We start from the raw sequence: 13,462 nt of genomic DNA, 5'->3' as shown, positions 1-13,462 counted from the left end.
TCCTCATTCGCGCAAACTTGGTGCCGGCAGCAGCCGGCAGGAAAACTCAAGAAGCCAGTGGCGATACTTGCCAAAGCCCGTTCTGCTGAATCAATTGCCGGTCGCAGTCCGCTTCACGGGCGGCGGCCAAAGGTTGTCCAGGCAAGGCCTGAACGACACGCTGACCCTCACTGCGCAACTGGCAAACCTGCTGCCAGAGTGCCGCATCCGTACTGTCAGGCATCCAGATACCGCCAGACGGTAGCTCGATCTCAGCACGCCCCAGGGTCACCAGGGTTTTCAAATCGGTGGAGAAGCCGGTTGCCGGACGGGCGCGACCGAAGTCGGCGCCGATGTCGTCGTAGCGACCGCCCTGGGCAATGGACTGGCCAACACCCGGCACGAACACGGCGAACACCACACCGGTGTGGTAGTGGTAGCCACGCAGCTCGCCCAAGTCGAAATACAGCGGCAGCTCAGGGAAACGCACGGACAGCCGCTCGGCAATCGCCAGCAAGTCGTCCAGCGCGGCCAGAACAGGTGCCGGCGCCTTGGCCAGACGCTCGCGGGCTGCAGCCAGCACTTCACGACCGCCACACAGGTCGACCAGCGCCCGCAGCATGCCCGACAGATCGGCAGGCAAGCCTTCGGTCAAGGTAATGACCTCGTCGATGGCCTTACGTTGCAAGGCATCGAACAACTGCTGCTCGACTTCACCGGACAAACCGGCGGCACGGGCCAGGCCACGGTAGATACCGACATGGCCGAGGTCCATGTGCACATCCGGCACATCGGCCAGTTGCAGCATGGCCAGCATCAGGCTGATGACTTCGACGTCGCTGCTCGGACTGCCGTCGCCGTACAACTCGGCACCCAGTTGAATCGGGCTGCGCGAGGACGACAAGGCGCGAGGCTGAGCGTGCAGGACACTACCGGCATAGCACAGGCGGCTTGGACCTTCACGACGCAGGGTATGCGCATCGATGCGCGCCACTTGCGGCGTGATGTCGGCACGGAAACCCATCTGACGGCCCGATTGCGGGTCGATGACCTTGAAGGTGCGCAGATCCAGGTCCTGGCCTGCGCCGGTCAGCAGGGATTCCAGGTACTCGATATGGGGAGTCACGACAAACTCGTAACCCCAGCCTTGGAACAGATCCAACACCTGACGACGCGCGACTTCAATGCGCGCAGCTTCCGGTGGCAGTACTTCTTCGATGCCATCTGGCAGAAGCCAGCGGTCTACCGTTGCCATTACGCCTTCCCCTATCTCCGGGCGACCAGCCTGTCGGCGAGCCTTGAGTGAAGCAGAAAATGATCGGCTTGCGCACAAACCACGCGCATGAGCGACGGAGCGAAAAGCCCTTCTACCGGCTTCGCCAACCACTTTCCTCGAAAAACTGTCGAGCCAATCGGCCCGGCATCTGCTTTAAAACAGCAATCAAACATGCAGACGCAAAAAAGCCGGGAATTTCCCGGCTGCCGCATCATACACACGTTTTCCCAAAGGATCACCCCGCCAGAGGTTTTAGCCGCCCGGCGGGGGATAAATCAGGTCAACGCCGTATCAAGGCTTGGCTTTTTCCAGGTAGTGGAAGAAGTCGCTGCTTGGGTCGAGGACCAATACGTCGGATTTGTTCGCGAAGCTTTCACGGTAGGCTCGCAGGCTACGGTAGAACGCGTAGAACTCCTGATCCTGACCGTAGGCCTTGGAGTAGATCGCAGCTGCCTGGGCATCGCCGTCACCGCGAACCTCTTCGGATTCACGATAGGCTTCAGCCAGTAGCACGCGACGTTGACGATCGGCGTCGGCACGAATGCCTTCGGCCAGCTCGTTACCCTTGGCGCGGTGCTCGCGAGCTTCACGCTCACGCTCGGTGCTCATACGTTCGAACACGCTGCGGTTCACTTCTTTGGGCAGGTCGATGGTCTTGACCCGAACATCGACCACTTCGATGCCCAGCTCTTTCTCGGCCATCTTGTTCAGCGAAGCCGTGATATCCGCCATCAGCGCATCACGCTCACCCGACACCACTTCGTGCAGGGTGCGCTTACCAAACTGGTCACGCAGTCCCGATTCCAGACGACGGGACAGACGCTCGTCGGCGATCTGCTTGAGACCGGAAGTCGCGGTGTAGTAACGCTCTGCGTCCTTCACGCGCCACTTGGCGTAGGCATCGACCATCACAGCTTTCTTTTCCAGCGTCAGGAAGCGTTGTGTCGGTGCATCCAGCGTCATCAGGCGTGCGTCGAATTTACGCACCTGGTTAACGTAAGGCACTTTCACATGCAAGCCTGGCTGAACATCGGTCTGGACCACGCGACCGAACTGCAGCAACACCGCACGCTCGGTCTGAGCCACGATGTAGAAGCAGTTCCAGGCAGCGATCGCCACGACGACGCCGACAATAAGGGCGATCAGCGATTTATTGCTCATCAGCGACTCTCCCTGGTACGTGCTTGCTGTTGCTGCAGATCAGCTGCCGCACGCGCATTCGCTTCATTGCTGGTGGCTGCCGCACTGGTCACCGGAGTGCTGGTGCTGCGACCACTTTCGACCATCTTGTCCAGCGGCAAGTACAGCAGGTTGTTCTGGCCGTTCTTGTTGCCGGTCACGAGAACCTTGCTGGTGTTGGTGAAGACTTCCTGCATGGTGTCCAGGTACAGACGCTGGCGGGTGACTTCAGGGGCCTTGCGGTACTCGGCGACCAGCTTGGTGAAGCGATCGGCCTCACCCTTGGCGCGCGAGACAGTCTCGTCACGGTAACCGTTGGCATCCTCAAGGATACGCTGGGCCTGACCACGAGCTTCCGGCACGACGCCGTTGGCATAGGTTTCGGCCTGGTTGCGCGAACGCTGCTCGTCTTCACGGGCACGGATCACGTCATCGAAGGCTTCCTGGACTTCACGCGGTGCCGCTGCGCTCTGTACGTTGACCTGGGTAACGGTGATACCGGTGCGATAGGTGTCCATGAAGCGTTGCAGACGCTCCTTGATCTCGCTGGCCATCAACTCACGACCCTCGGTCAGGACCTGGTCCATCGCGGTGGAACCCACCACATGGCGCAAGGCGCTGTCGGTCGCGTGCTGCAGGCTGATTTCCGGCTGATCGACGCTCAGCACGAAGTCCTGCAGGTTGCTGATCTTGTACTGCACGGTCAGCGGCACTTCGACGATGTTCTCGTCTTCAGTCAGCATCTGGCCCTGCTTGGTATAGGCACGCTCACGCGTGACGTTTTCCATGTACTTCTTGTCGATCGGCGGGAAGTAGATATTCAGGCCCGGCCCCACGGTTTCGTAGTACTTGCCGAAGCGCAGCACTACAGCTTGCTCCTGCTCGTCGACGACATAAACCGCGCTGTACAGCCAAACGGCGGCCAACACGACCAGGCCGATGCCGAGCAGGCCGCCAAAGCCGCCACTCTTGCCCGGACCACCACCATCGTCACCACCACGTTTCTTACCGCCACCGAACAAACCGTTCAGGCTTTCCTGCAGCTTTCGGAAGGCCTCGTCGAGATCCGGTGGCCCCTTGCGATCGCCGTTGTTACGACGCTTGCCACCCCAAGGATCCTGATTATTCGAGTTGCCACCCGGCTCATTCCAAGCCATAGCGCTCTCCATCTGATAAAGCAAAGACGCACCCACGGCGCGCCGACCAATGCTACAGAATGCCTGTCACCACGGCACAACCGCTTTCTCAGGCTTTTATTGCAAAGTGTGTTGCTCGATGAATTCCATCGGCTGCAATCCCTCGCGGCTTACCAGTCGATTCAACTCGACCCGGGGCAAACGAACGGCCAGCAAACTGATGCCTTCTTCGTCGTGTTCTTCTTTCTGCACCGCACCGAGTTCGAAGAACTGCGCACGCAGTCGAGCGAATCGTTGCGGCAAGCGCAAGGTACCGACAAACAAATCACTGCCCAGTAACTCGGCAATGGCTTGCTCAAGCAATTCCAGACCACTGCCATCACGCGCCGACAGCCAGACCCGTTGGGGCTTGCCGTTTTCGTCGCGCTGGATTTGTGGCTCAACGCCTTCAAGCAAATCGAGTTTGTTATAGACCTCGAGGATCGGCAAGTCCTGAGCACCAATCTCGCCGAGCACCACCATTACCTGCTCGATCTGCAACATGCGATCCGGTTCGGCCGCATCGATCACGTGCAACAACAGATCGGAGTTGCTCGACTCTTCGAGGGTAGACCGAAATGCTTCGACCAGCTTGTGGGGCAAGTGGCGAATGAAACCCACAGTGTCCGCCAGGACAATCGGCCCCAGGTCGTCTATATCCAGACGACGCAGGGTCGGGTCCAACGTGGCAAACAATTGGTCAGCTGCGTAGACGTCGGATTTCGTCACGTTATTGAAGAGCGTGGACTTACCGGCGTTGGTGTACCCCACTAGCGACACGGTAGGAATATCCGCACGCGATCGGCCACGGCGCGACTGTTCGCGCTGGCTGCGCACTTTCTCCAGCCGCCCCTTGATCTGCCGCAGGCGAACCCGGAGCAAACGGCGGTCGGTTTCCAGCTGGGTTTCACCCGGGCCACGCATACCGATACCGCCACCTTGGCGCTCAAGGTGAGTCCAGCCACGAACCAGCCGGGTGCTCATGTGGTCAAGCTGGGCCAGTTCGACCTGGAGCTTGCCTTCATGGGTACGGGCGCGCTGGGCGAAAATATCGAGAATCAAACCGGTACGGTCGATCACGCGACACTCGAAAACACGTTCGAGGTTACGTTCCTGACTGGGTGTGAGGATGTGATTGAAAATCACCAGATCGGCCTGCTCGGCTTTGACCAGGTCGCGCAGTTCCTCGACCTTGCCACTGCCAATCAGGGTCTTGGCGGTTGGCCGATGACGCGGCACGTTAAAAAACGCAACGGTCTCGGCACCCGCCGAATTAGCCAGTTCCTGAAACTCCTGCGGATCTTCGCGCGCCTCAGGGTCCTGTCCATCCAAGTGAACGAGGATGACTCGCTCACCACCACCGTGGCGCTCAAAGAACAAAGGAGACTCCTATCAGGCGTTACCTGGCTCAGCGTCACCTGCATCGGATTCGGTTGCGCTAGGCAGACGAATTGGACGAACCGGCACCACTGTAGAGATAGCGTGTTTGTAGACCATCTGGCTTACGGTGTTTTTCAGCAGGATAACGAACTGGTCGAAAGACTCGATCGTGCCTTGCAGCTTGATACCGTTGACCAGGTAGATGGACACCCCAACTTTCTCTTTACGTAAAGTATTCAAGTAAGGGTCTTGTAGCGAATGCCCTTTTGACATGTGCCGCACTCCTTTAAGGATTCAATATAAAAAATAGGTAATCAGATGGCTTTGGCCGCCACACCCCCAAGGATAGACGGCAATTGCAAGGACTCAGCTCAATATGGAGATGGTCCCAAGGTATTTCAAGGCGCGCGGCAGATTGTCGCAATCCAGACTGTCCAGCCAATGCAGATCAGTCCAACTGCGCAGCCAGGTGAACTGGCGTTTCGCCAATTGGCGCGTGGCAATGATTCCACGCTCCTGCATCTCGGCTGACGTCAGCTTGCCATCCAGGTAGTCCCAGACCTGGCGGTAGCCTACTGCACGTATAGACGGCATCCCGGCATGCAGGTCACCTCTATTACGCAGGGCTACGACCTCGTCAATGAATCCCTGTTCCAACATTAAAGTGAATCTTTGTTTAATTCGCTCGTGAAGTACCTGACGATTTGCCGGAGCAATGGCCAAGTTCGCGACAGTATAGGGCAATTGTTGGTGTCCCGAAGCGGCTGCTTCAGTACTTTGCGCACTTTGTTGCAAACGCAGGGCAGTCATGCTCTGACCGCTAACACGATAAACTTCCAGTGCTCGACTCAAACGCTGCGGATCGTTCGGATGAATCCGCGCCGCGGAAACCGGGTCAATGACCGCCAACTGGTCGTGCAAGGCTTGCCAGCCAAGGCGCTCAGCCTCTTCTTCGATTTGCGCGCGGACCTCGGGATCGGCGGCCGGCATATCCGCCAGACCTTCAACCAAAGCCTTGTAATAGAGCATCGTGCCGCCCACCAACAGCGGAATTTTTCCGCGCGCGGTGATATCGGCCATGGCTTCCAGAGCGTCACGGCGGAAATCCGCGGCCGAATAGCTCTCGGCCGGGTCGAGAATGTCGATCAGACGATGCGGGTATTGCGCCAGCAACTCTTTGGAGGGCTTGGCGGTGCCGATGTCCATGCCACGGTAGACCAGCGCCGAATCGACGCTGATCAACTCGCAAGGCAGGACCTTTGTGAGCTCGATGGCCAGGTCAGTCTTGCCGGCGGCGGTCGGGCCCATCAGGAAAATCGCAGGTGGGAACTGGCTCATCAACGACCGCGCAAGAACAGTTTGTCCAGATCGTCCAGGCCCAGTTGGGTCCAGGTCGGTCGGCCATGGTTGCATTGACCGCTGCGTTCGGTGTTTTCCATGTCACGCAGCAGACCGTTCATTTCCGGCAAGGCCAGGCGCCGATTCGCACGAACCGCGCCGTGGCAGGCCATGGTCCCGAGCAATTCGTTCAGGTGCGCCTGAATGCGGTCACTGGTGCCGAATTCCATCAGATCAGCCAAGACGTCGGCGACCAGCCGGTTGGCCTCGGCCTGCTTGAGCAGTGCCGGGATCTGCCGGATCGCCAGGGTTTCCGGGCCCAGGCGCTGCAATTCAAAGCCCAGGCGCTGGAACCAGGCGACATGTTCCTCGGCGCAATCGGCTTCACGCTGACTGACAGCCAGGGACTCCGGCACCAGCAACGGCTGGCCGCTCAGGCCCTCACTGGCCATCGCCACCTTCAAACGCTCATACATAATCCGCTCGTGGGCGGCATGCATGTCCACCAGCACCAGTCCCTGGGCGTTTTCCGAAAGAATGTAGATGCCCTTGAGTTGGGCCAGTGCATAACCCAGCGGCGGGATGTCGTCCTGCCCCTCCGGGAGCGCGACGGCATTAGCCTCGGGCAGCGGCGCAAAAAATTCGCGATAGGCAGCCTGCGCTTCGGCGACAGGCACACCGGACTGCGGTCGCGGCGTGTATTGATACTGATAACCCGCGCCCGAACCCGAGCCCGCCGGCGTATTGAACGACGGCTGAGCCTGTGGCTGTTCCAGCAGCGCATTGGCGGCCAGGCGCATTTCGCCCTGGGGCCCGAATTCACCGGCTTCAAGGCCGGTAGGCCGGACGATGGCCGTGGCGACCGGCGCTGCCAGTTGATCGTCGGGGCGCACATCGCCCAAGGCGCGGTGCAGGGTGCCGTAGAGGAAATCGTGAACCATGCGCCCTTCACGGAAGCGCACTTCGTGCTTGGTCGGGTGCACGTTGACGTCGACGCCGGTCGGATCGACCTCGAAAAACAGCACAAACGTCGGATGCCGACCGTTGAACAGCACGTCGCGATAGGCCTGGCGTACCGCGTGGGCCACCAGCTTGTCGCGCACCGCACGGCCATTGACGAAGAAATACTGCAGGTCGGCCTGGCTGCGGTTGAAGGTAGGCAAGCCGACCCACCCCCATAGATGCAGGCCGTTGCGCTCGATTTCGATCGGCAATGCCTGCTCCAGGAAACCCGGACCGCAGATCGCCGCCACGCGCCGGGCACGGGCCGCATCATCATGGGCCTCGTGCAGGCTGAGGATGGTCTTGCCGTTGTGGCGCAGATGGAACGCCACATCGAAGCGCGCCAGGGCCAGGCGCCTGATCACTTCTTGCAGGTGATCGAATTCGGTTTTTTCGGTCTTGAGAAACTTGCGCCGCGCTGGCGTGTTGAAGAACAGGTCGCGCACTTCAACCGAAGTGCCCACCGGGTGGGCCGCAGGCTGCACGCGGGGCGCCATGTCACGACCTTCGGTCTCGACCTGCCAGGCCTGATCGGCGTCGCGGGTGCGGGAAGTCAGGGTCAGGCGCGCAACGGAGCTGATCGATGCCAGGGCCTCGCCGCGAAACCCCAGGCTCATGACCTGTTCGAGGTCTTCCAGGTTGCGGATCTTGCTGGTGGCGTGACGGGCCAGGGCCAGCGGCAGGTCATCGGCGGAAATGCCGCTGCCATCGTCGCGCACCCGCAGCAGCTTGACGCCGCCCTGTTCCACATCGACGTCGATGCGCTTGGCGCCGGAATCCAGGCTGTTTTCCAGCAGTTCCTTGATCACCGAAGCCGGCCGCTCGACCACCTCACCCGCGGCAATCTGGTTCGCCAGTCGCGGGCTGAGAAGCTCGATTCGCGCGCCGTTGTTCACGACCTGATTCATTCTTTGGCCGCCAGTTCAGTGCCCGGAATGGTCAGGTGCTGACCGATCTTGAGCTCATCGTTCGACAGGTTGTTGGCGCTGCGCAGGGTCGCGGGCGAAACCTGATAGCGCACGGCGATCATCGCCAGGGTCTCGCCCGGGTTGACGCGGTGATCACGCGGCCCCTGCACAATCTTGCCGGAGTCGCGCAGCCAGGCAATATAAGTGCCCGGTGGCGGGTTCTGCTGGAAGAACTGGCGCACGCCGCTGCTGATTGAACGCGCCAGCGCCTGCTGGTGGCTCGACGCGGCAAGCTTGGAGGCTTCGTTGGCGTTGGAGATAAACCCGGTTTCCACCAGGATCGACGGTATGTCCGGCGATTTCAGCACCATGAACCCGGCCTGTTCGACCCGTTGCTTGTGCAGCGGTGTCACCCGGCCGATGTTGCTCAAGACTTTCTGGCCAACGTTCAGGCTGGAGGTCAGGGATGCCGTCATCGACAGGTCAAGCAGTACGCCGGCGAGCATGCGGTCCTTGTCATCGAGGCTGACGTTGCCGGCGCCACCGATCAGGTCGGAGCGGTTTTCGCTGTCGGCGAGCCAACGGGCGGTCTCGGAAGTCGCGCCGCGATCAGACAGGGCAAACACCGAGGCACCGAAAGCGGCGGCAGAAGGCGCGGCGTCGGCGTGGATCGAGACGAACAGGTCTGCGCCTTTCTTGCGGGCAATTTCGGTACGGCCGCGCAGTGGAATGAAGTAGTCGCCGGTACGGGTGAGTTCGGCGCGGAAGCCTTTCATGCCGTTGACCTGGCGTTGGGTTTCGCGGGCGATCTGCAGCACCACGTCTTTCTCGCGCTGGCCTCGGGAGCCGGAAGCCCCCGGATCTTCGCCACCGTGACCGGCGTCGATCACCACAATGATGTCGCGCTTGCCGGCCGGGGCTGGCGGCAATTTGATAGCAGGCTCCGTCGGCGTGACCGGTACGGCAGGCACAGTCGCGACCGACGGTGTCGGCGCTGGAGGAGGCGCGGCGTCTGCGGCGTTATCGAACAGATCGACCACCAACCGGTTGCCGTACTGGGCGTTCGGTGCCAGGGAGAAGCTTTTCGGCGTCACGGCCTTTTTCAGGTCGATGACCACCCGCAGGTCGGTCGGCGTGCGCTGGGCCGAGCGCATGGCGGTAATCGGGGTGTTCGAGGTATTGACGTTGAGCGGCGCACCGAGGGTCGCGCCATTGATGTCGATGACCAGGCGATCCGGAGCCGTCAGGGTAAAAACGCTGTGTTGCACCGGGCCGGTCAGGTCAAACACCAGTCGCGTGTTGTCCGGTGCCCGCCACAGACGAACACTGTTGACCTTCGAATCGGCCACAGCGTCGACGGTCACCGCCAAAAACAACACCCCTACGGCAGCCACCAACGCGCGAAAGCGCATACCTAACCCCATCATCTATTTGGATTCCAATGCCAAAGCGGCACACCAGGCCTCGCCACGCGAGCCCTGGGATAAAATTTTCAGCGAACGCCCGCTGTCTTGCGGGCTAATGGTAATGGTCAGGTCAGGCTTTGGCAAAAAGCCTGCACCTTTATCGGGCCATTCGATCAGACACAGGGCATCGTCTTCGAAGTAGTCGCGGATACCGAGGAACTCTAGCTCTTCCGGATCGACCAGACGGTACAAATCGAAATGGAAGGCGCGAATGTCGCCGATCTCGTAGGGCTCAACCAGGGTAAAGGTCGGGCTTTTGACTGCCCCGACATGCCCCAGACCGCGGATGATGCCTCGGGACAACGTGGTTTTGCCCATCCCCAGGTTACCCTCAAGGAAGATCAGGCCATGGCCTTGGGTGATTCGGGCAATGCGTGCGCCAAAGTCGCTCATGGCCAGCTCATCGGCCAGATACAGGGTTACTTCAGACACGGTGCTTGCTCCTCCAACAATTGACGAATGGCTGGGATCAGATCACTGGCCGCCAGCCCACGGCCCGATTTTCCTTGTTGCGCCCCGGCATTGGCGTGCAGCCAGACCGCCAGGCAGGCTGCGTCGAATGGCTCCATGCCCTGGGCCAGCAATGCGCCGACCAGACCGGCCAGCACATCGCCCAAACCGGCGGTGGCCATGGCCGGGTGCCCCTGATGACACAGCGCCAGACGCCCATCGGGATGGGCGATCAGGCTGCCGGCACCTTTCAGGATGACGACAGCTGTATATTTTTTGCTCAAGGCATGGGCTGCGGCGGGACGGTCAGACTGAACGTCGGCAGTGCTCACCCCAAGCAAGCGTGCCGCTTCGCCCGGATGCGGAGTGATCACGCAATTACCGGGCAAACTCACACGCTCCCCGGCCAACATGTTCAGCGCATCGGCGTCCCAGACTTGCGGCAGCGGTGCATTGGCAGCGGCCGACAACAAGCTGCGCCCCCATCCAGCCTGGCCCAGCCCCGGGCCGACAACCAACACAGAAATTTTTTGAAGCAACCCCATCAATTGATTGGCCGACGAAGTGCCCAGCACCATCGCCTCGGGGATCCGCGCCAGCGCGGCGGACACGTGTTCGCTGCGGGTCGCCACCGACACCATGCCCGCTCCGCTGCGCAGCGCACTTTGCGCGCTCAGCAGGATCGCGCCACCCAACCCACGGTCGCCACCGATCAGCAACACATGGCCGAACTTACCTTTGTGGGAAGCCTGTGCCCGCGCCATTGGACGCGGCAGATTAGCAGCGGTCAGGCGACGGGCGGAGAAAGCAGCGCCTTCTATTAGCTGTGGGTCCGCGTGCAAGTCGTTGAACACCAACTCACCGACCACATTGGCCGCCTCGCCGGTGAACAACCCCACCTTCAAGCCAATGAACGTGACCGTCAGGTCGGCATGCACGGCATGACCAAGGATGCGCCCCGTATCCGCACACAACCCTGACGGAATATCCACCGCCGCAACCGGCAGCCCGCTGGCATTGATCGCGACGATGGCGCTGGCATAGGGATCACGCACGTCACCGCTCAGACCGGTGCCAAGCAAAGCATCCAGCACGATGCCGCGCAATCCGGATTGTGCCGTCCAGGGCTCGATGAGCACGTTTTCGGACACCGCCTCGGCATGGGCCAACGCCGCATCCCCCTGCAAGCGCTGCGGATCCCCCACCGCCAGCACCCGCACCGACCAACCGGCACGCTGGGCCAACACAGCCACCAGGTAGCCGTCGCCTGCGTTATTGCCATGCCCGGCCAGCACGCTCAGTTCGTTCGCGGTCGGCCATTGCCGCACCAGCGCCCGCCACGTCGCCCGCGCCGCGCGCTGCATCAATTCGAAGCCCGCTGTGCCGGCGGCGATCAGGCTCGCGTCGAGCGCTCGCACCTGGGCGGCACTGTACAGCGCGTCGGGTAATTCATCTTTAGTGTGCGGCATGCGTCTTCGGGCTCCGATGTCTGGCAGAATTATACGCACCTCAGCTCCGGTTTCTCTCGTCTCATGCCCGCTATTACCACAGACCTGCCCGCCCTCGCCCAATCCATCAAGGACTGGGGCCGCGAGCTTGGCTTTCAGCAAGTCGGCATCAGCGGCCTCGACCTGGCCGAGCATGAGCAGCACCTGGAACGCTGGCTCGAAGCTGGCTACCACGGCGAAATGGACTATATGGGCGCCCACGGCAGCAAACGCTCGCACCCCGAAGAGCTGGTGCCGGGTACGTTGCGCGTGGTATCCCTGCGCATGGACTACCTGTCCGGCGACACGCAGATGGCAAAAATGCTCGCCCAACCGGAAAAAGCCTACGTCTCCCGTTATGCCCTGGGTCGCGATTACCACAAGCTGATCCGCAAACGCGTTCAGCAACTGGCAGAAAAGATTCAGGCCGAGATTGGACCATTTGGCTTCCGCGCTTTTGTTGACAGTGCCCCGGTGCTGGAAAAAGCCATCGCCGAACAGGCGGGTCTTGGATGGATCGGCAAAAACACCCTGGTCTTGAATCGCAAGGCCGGCAGTTACTTTTTTCTCGCCGAGCTGTTCGTCGACCTGCCACTACCAGTCGACCCGCCCCACGCCACCGAACATTGCGGGCGGTGCAGCGCCTGCCTCGACATCTGTCCGACCAACGCCTTCGTCGGCCCCTATGTGCTGGATGCCCGACGCTGCATTTCCTACCTGACCATCGAACTCAAAGGCGCGATCCCTGAAGACCTGCGCCCACTGATCGGCAATCGGGTGTTCGGCTGTGATGACTGCCAGATCGTCTGCCCGTGGAACCGCTTCGCCCACCCGTCCGGTGAAGGCGACTTCAAGCCGCGGCACAATCTGGACAATGCCGGACTGGCGGAACTGTTCATGTGGGATGAGGACAAATTCCTGAGCAGCACCGAAGGCTCGCCGCTACGCCGGACCGGTTACGAAAACTGGTTGCGCAACCTGGCGGTGGGGCTGGGGAATGCGCCTTCAACGATTCCGGTGCTGGAGGCGCTTAAGGCTCGTCGGGAGCACCCTTCGGAACTGGTGCGTGAGCATGTCGAGTGGGCATTGCGGCAACACGCTGAACGTCAGGCTTCGTCGTTGTAGACGAACTTCGGCATTTCCCAATGAAAACGAATCGCCAGCAAGCGCAGCAGAAAACCGCCGAACAAGGTGATCAGAATCGATTGCCCATCGGGTAATTGCAGGTAGATACACAGCATGTAACACCACGCCGCCGCAAACGAAACGCTGGCATAGAGCTCACGCCGGAAGATCAGCGGAATATCGTTGCAGAAAATGTCCCGCAGGATGCCGCCGAAAACGCCGGTGATCACGCCACTGACGGAGGCGACCAACATGCCATGGCCCATTTCCAGGGCGGTGATGCAGCCGATCAGGGTGAAGGCTACGAGCCCCATGGCATCGAGCACCAGGAAAAGTGAACGCAGATGGCGCATCCAGCGCGCCGTGAACACCGTGATCATGGCGGCAGCCGTGGTCAGCACCAGGTATTCCGGGTGTTTGACCCAGGTCAGCGGATAGTGCCCGAGCAGCACATCACGTACCGAACCGCCCCCCAACGCCGTGACGCAAGCGATCAGCACCACACCGAACCAGTCCATGCCGCGACGGCCGGCAGAGAGGGCGCCGGTCATGGCTTCGGTGGTGATGGCGATCAGATAGAGCATCAGCAGCATGGTGGCGATCCTTGCAAAAAGGCGCGCAGTCTACTCACTTCACCAAAGCCTACAACCCCCCTGTAGGAGCTGCCGCAGGCTGCGATCTTTTGACTTTGGTGTTC

General features: G+C 60.8%; 12 protein-coding genes. 1 reads left to right on the top strand and 11 read right to left on the bottom strand.

Annotated elements, in window-relative coordinates; translation table 11 throughout:
- Positions 1-46: 46 nt before the first annotated feature.
- The 10 genes from AB4O40_RS20135 to AB4O40_RS20090 all read right to left on the bottom strand — a co-directional run bounded on the left by AB4O40_RS20135 (position 47) and on the right by AB4O40_RS20090 (position 11,622).
- Positions 47-1,234, bottom strand: coding sequence for an ATP phosphoribosyltransferase regulatory subunit (locus tag AB4O40_RS20135; protein ID WP_056725456.1), 1,188 nt, complete (start codon positions 1,232-1,234; stop codon positions 47-49).
- A gap of 312 nt (positions 1,235-1,546) precedes the next feature.
- Positions 1,547-2,416 (bottom strand): protease modulator HflC, encoded by an 870-nt coding sequence (gene hflC, locus AB4O40_RS20130; protein ID WP_056725458.1) that lies wholly within the window; start codon positions 2,414-2,416, stop codon positions 1,547-1,549.
- Complete coding sequence (gene hflK, locus AB4O40_RS20125) at positions 2,416-3,591, bottom strand: FtsH protease activity modulator HflK (RefSeq protein WP_056725459.1); 1,176 nt, start codon at positions 3,589-3,591, stop codon at positions 2,416-2,418. The genes hflC and hflK overlap by 1 nt, the downstream gene beginning before the upstream one ends.
- A gap of 96 nt (positions 3,592-3,687) precedes the next feature.
- Positions 3,688-4,989, bottom strand: a complete 1,302-nt coding sequence (gene hflX / locus AB4O40_RS20120) for a ribosome rescue GTPase HflX (RefSeq protein ID WP_008048071.1) — start codon at positions 4,987-4,989, stop codon at positions 3,688-3,690.
- A gap of 12 nt (positions 4,990-5,001) precedes the next feature.
- The gene (gene hfq / locus AB4O40_RS20115; RefSeq protein ID WP_003221112.1) at positions 5,002-5,262 is read right to left on the bottom strand and encodes an RNA chaperone Hfq; all 261 of its coding nucleotides are present in this window, start codon (positions 5,260-5,262) and stop codon (positions 5,002-5,004) included.
- 93 nt (positions 5,263-5,355) lie between these two features.
- A complete protein-coding gene (gene miaA, locus AB4O40_RS20110) occupies positions 5,356-6,327 on the bottom strand; it encodes a tRNA (adenosine(37)-N6)-dimethylallyltransferase MiaA (RefSeq protein ID WP_056725461.1) in 972 nt (323 codons plus the stop codon).
- Positions 6,327-8,237 carry a DNA mismatch repair endonuclease MutL gene (gene mutL, locus AB4O40_RS20105; protein WP_056725462.1) on the bottom strand — a complete coding sequence of 637 codons (1,911 nt, stop codon included), beginning with the start codon at positions 8,235-8,237 and terminating at the stop codon, positions 6,327-6,329. The genes miaA and mutL overlap by 1 nt, the downstream gene beginning before the upstream one ends.
- On the bottom strand, positions 8,234-9,664 hold the full coding sequence (locus AB4O40_RS20100) for an N-acetylmuramoyl-L-alanine amidase (protein WP_056725463.1): 1,431 nt from the start codon (positions 9,662-9,664) through the stop codon (positions 8,234-8,236). Before AB4O40_RS20100 ends, mutL begins: the two co-directional genes overlap by 4 nt.
- Positions 9,665-10,135, bottom strand: a complete 471-nt coding sequence (gene tsaE, locus AB4O40_RS20095; RefSeq protein ID WP_056725465.1) for a tRNA (adenosine(37)-N6)-threonylcarbamoyltransferase complex ATPase subunit type 1 TsaE — start codon at positions 10,133-10,135, stop codon at positions 9,665-9,667.
- Complete coding sequence (locus tag AB4O40_RS20090; protein ID WP_460053566.1) at positions 10,123-11,622, bottom strand: NAD(P)H-hydrate dehydratase; 1,500 nt, start codon at positions 11,620-11,622, stop codon at positions 10,123-10,125. Before AB4O40_RS20090 ends, tsaE begins: the two co-directional genes overlap by 13 nt.
- Positions 11,623-11,685: 63 nt before the next feature.
- On the opposite strand from AB4O40_RS20090, the gene queG reads away from it, so the two are divergent.
- Positions 11,686-12,765: a tRNA epoxyqueuosine(34) reductase QueG gene (queG, locus tag AB4O40_RS20085; protein WP_460053568.1), complete on the top strand. Its 1,080-nt coding sequence runs from the start codon at positions 11,686-11,688 to the stop codon at positions 12,763-12,765.
- Here queG and AB4O40_RS20080 read toward each other — a convergent pair.
- The gene (locus AB4O40_RS20080; protein WP_056725470.1) at positions 12,747-13,358 is read right to left on the bottom strand and encodes a trimeric intracellular cation channel family protein; all 612 of its coding nucleotides are present in this window, start codon (positions 13,356-13,358) and stop codon (positions 12,747-12,749) included. The genes queG and AB4O40_RS20080 overlap by 19 nt on opposite strands.
- Between the last annotated feature and the right edge of the window lie 104 nt (positions 13,359-13,462).

It is taken from the genome of Pseudomonas sp. S2_F07 (genome assembly GCF_054668325.1).
Note: the sequence above shows the minus strand (reverse complement) of the source record. Positions and strands in the feature narration are given on the sequence as shown.

What these genes read in the sequence shown, in the direction of transcription:
- AB4O40_RS20135 (WP_056725456.1), bottom strand. Translation starts at nt 1,234, where the DNA reads ATGGCAACGGTAGACCGCTGGCTTCTGCCAGATGGCATCGAAGAAGTA.
- hflC (WP_056725458.1), bottom strand. Translation starts at nt 2,416, where the DNA reads ATGAGCAATAAATCGCTGATCGCCCTTATTGTCGGCGTCGTCGTGGCG.
- hflK (WP_056725459.1), bottom strand. Translation starts at nt 3,591, where the DNA reads ATGGCTTGGAATGAGCCGGGTGGCAACTCGAATAATCAGGATCCTTGG.
- hfq (WP_003221112.1), bottom strand. Translation starts at nt 5,262, where the DNA reads ATGTCAAAAGGGCATTCGCTACAAGACCCTTACTTGAATACTTTACGT.
- miaA (WP_056725461.1), bottom strand. Translation starts at nt 6,327, where the DNA reads ATGAGCCAGTTCCCACCTGCGATTTTCCTGATGGGCCCGACCGCCGCC.
- mutL (WP_056725462.1), bottom strand. Translation starts at nt 8,237, where the DNA reads ATGAATCAGGTCGTGAACAACGGCGCGCGAATCGAGCTTCTCAGCCCG.
- AB4O40_RS20100 (WP_056725463.1), bottom strand. Translation starts at nt 9,664, where the DNA reads ATGATGGGGTTAGGTATGCGCTTTCGCGCGTTGGTGGCTGCCGTAGGG.
- AB4O40_RS20090 (WP_460053566.1), bottom strand. Translation starts at nt 11,622, where the DNA reads ATGCCGCACACTAAAGATGAATTACCCGACGCGCTGTACAGTGCCGCC.
- queG (WP_460053568.1), top strand. Translation starts at nt 11,686, where the DNA reads ATGCCCGCTATTACCACAGACCTGCCCGCCCTCGCCCAATCCATCAAG.
- AB4O40_RS20080 (WP_056725470.1), bottom strand. Translation starts at nt 13,358, where the DNA reads ATGCTGCTGATGCTCTATCTGATCGCCATCACCACCGAAGCCATGACC.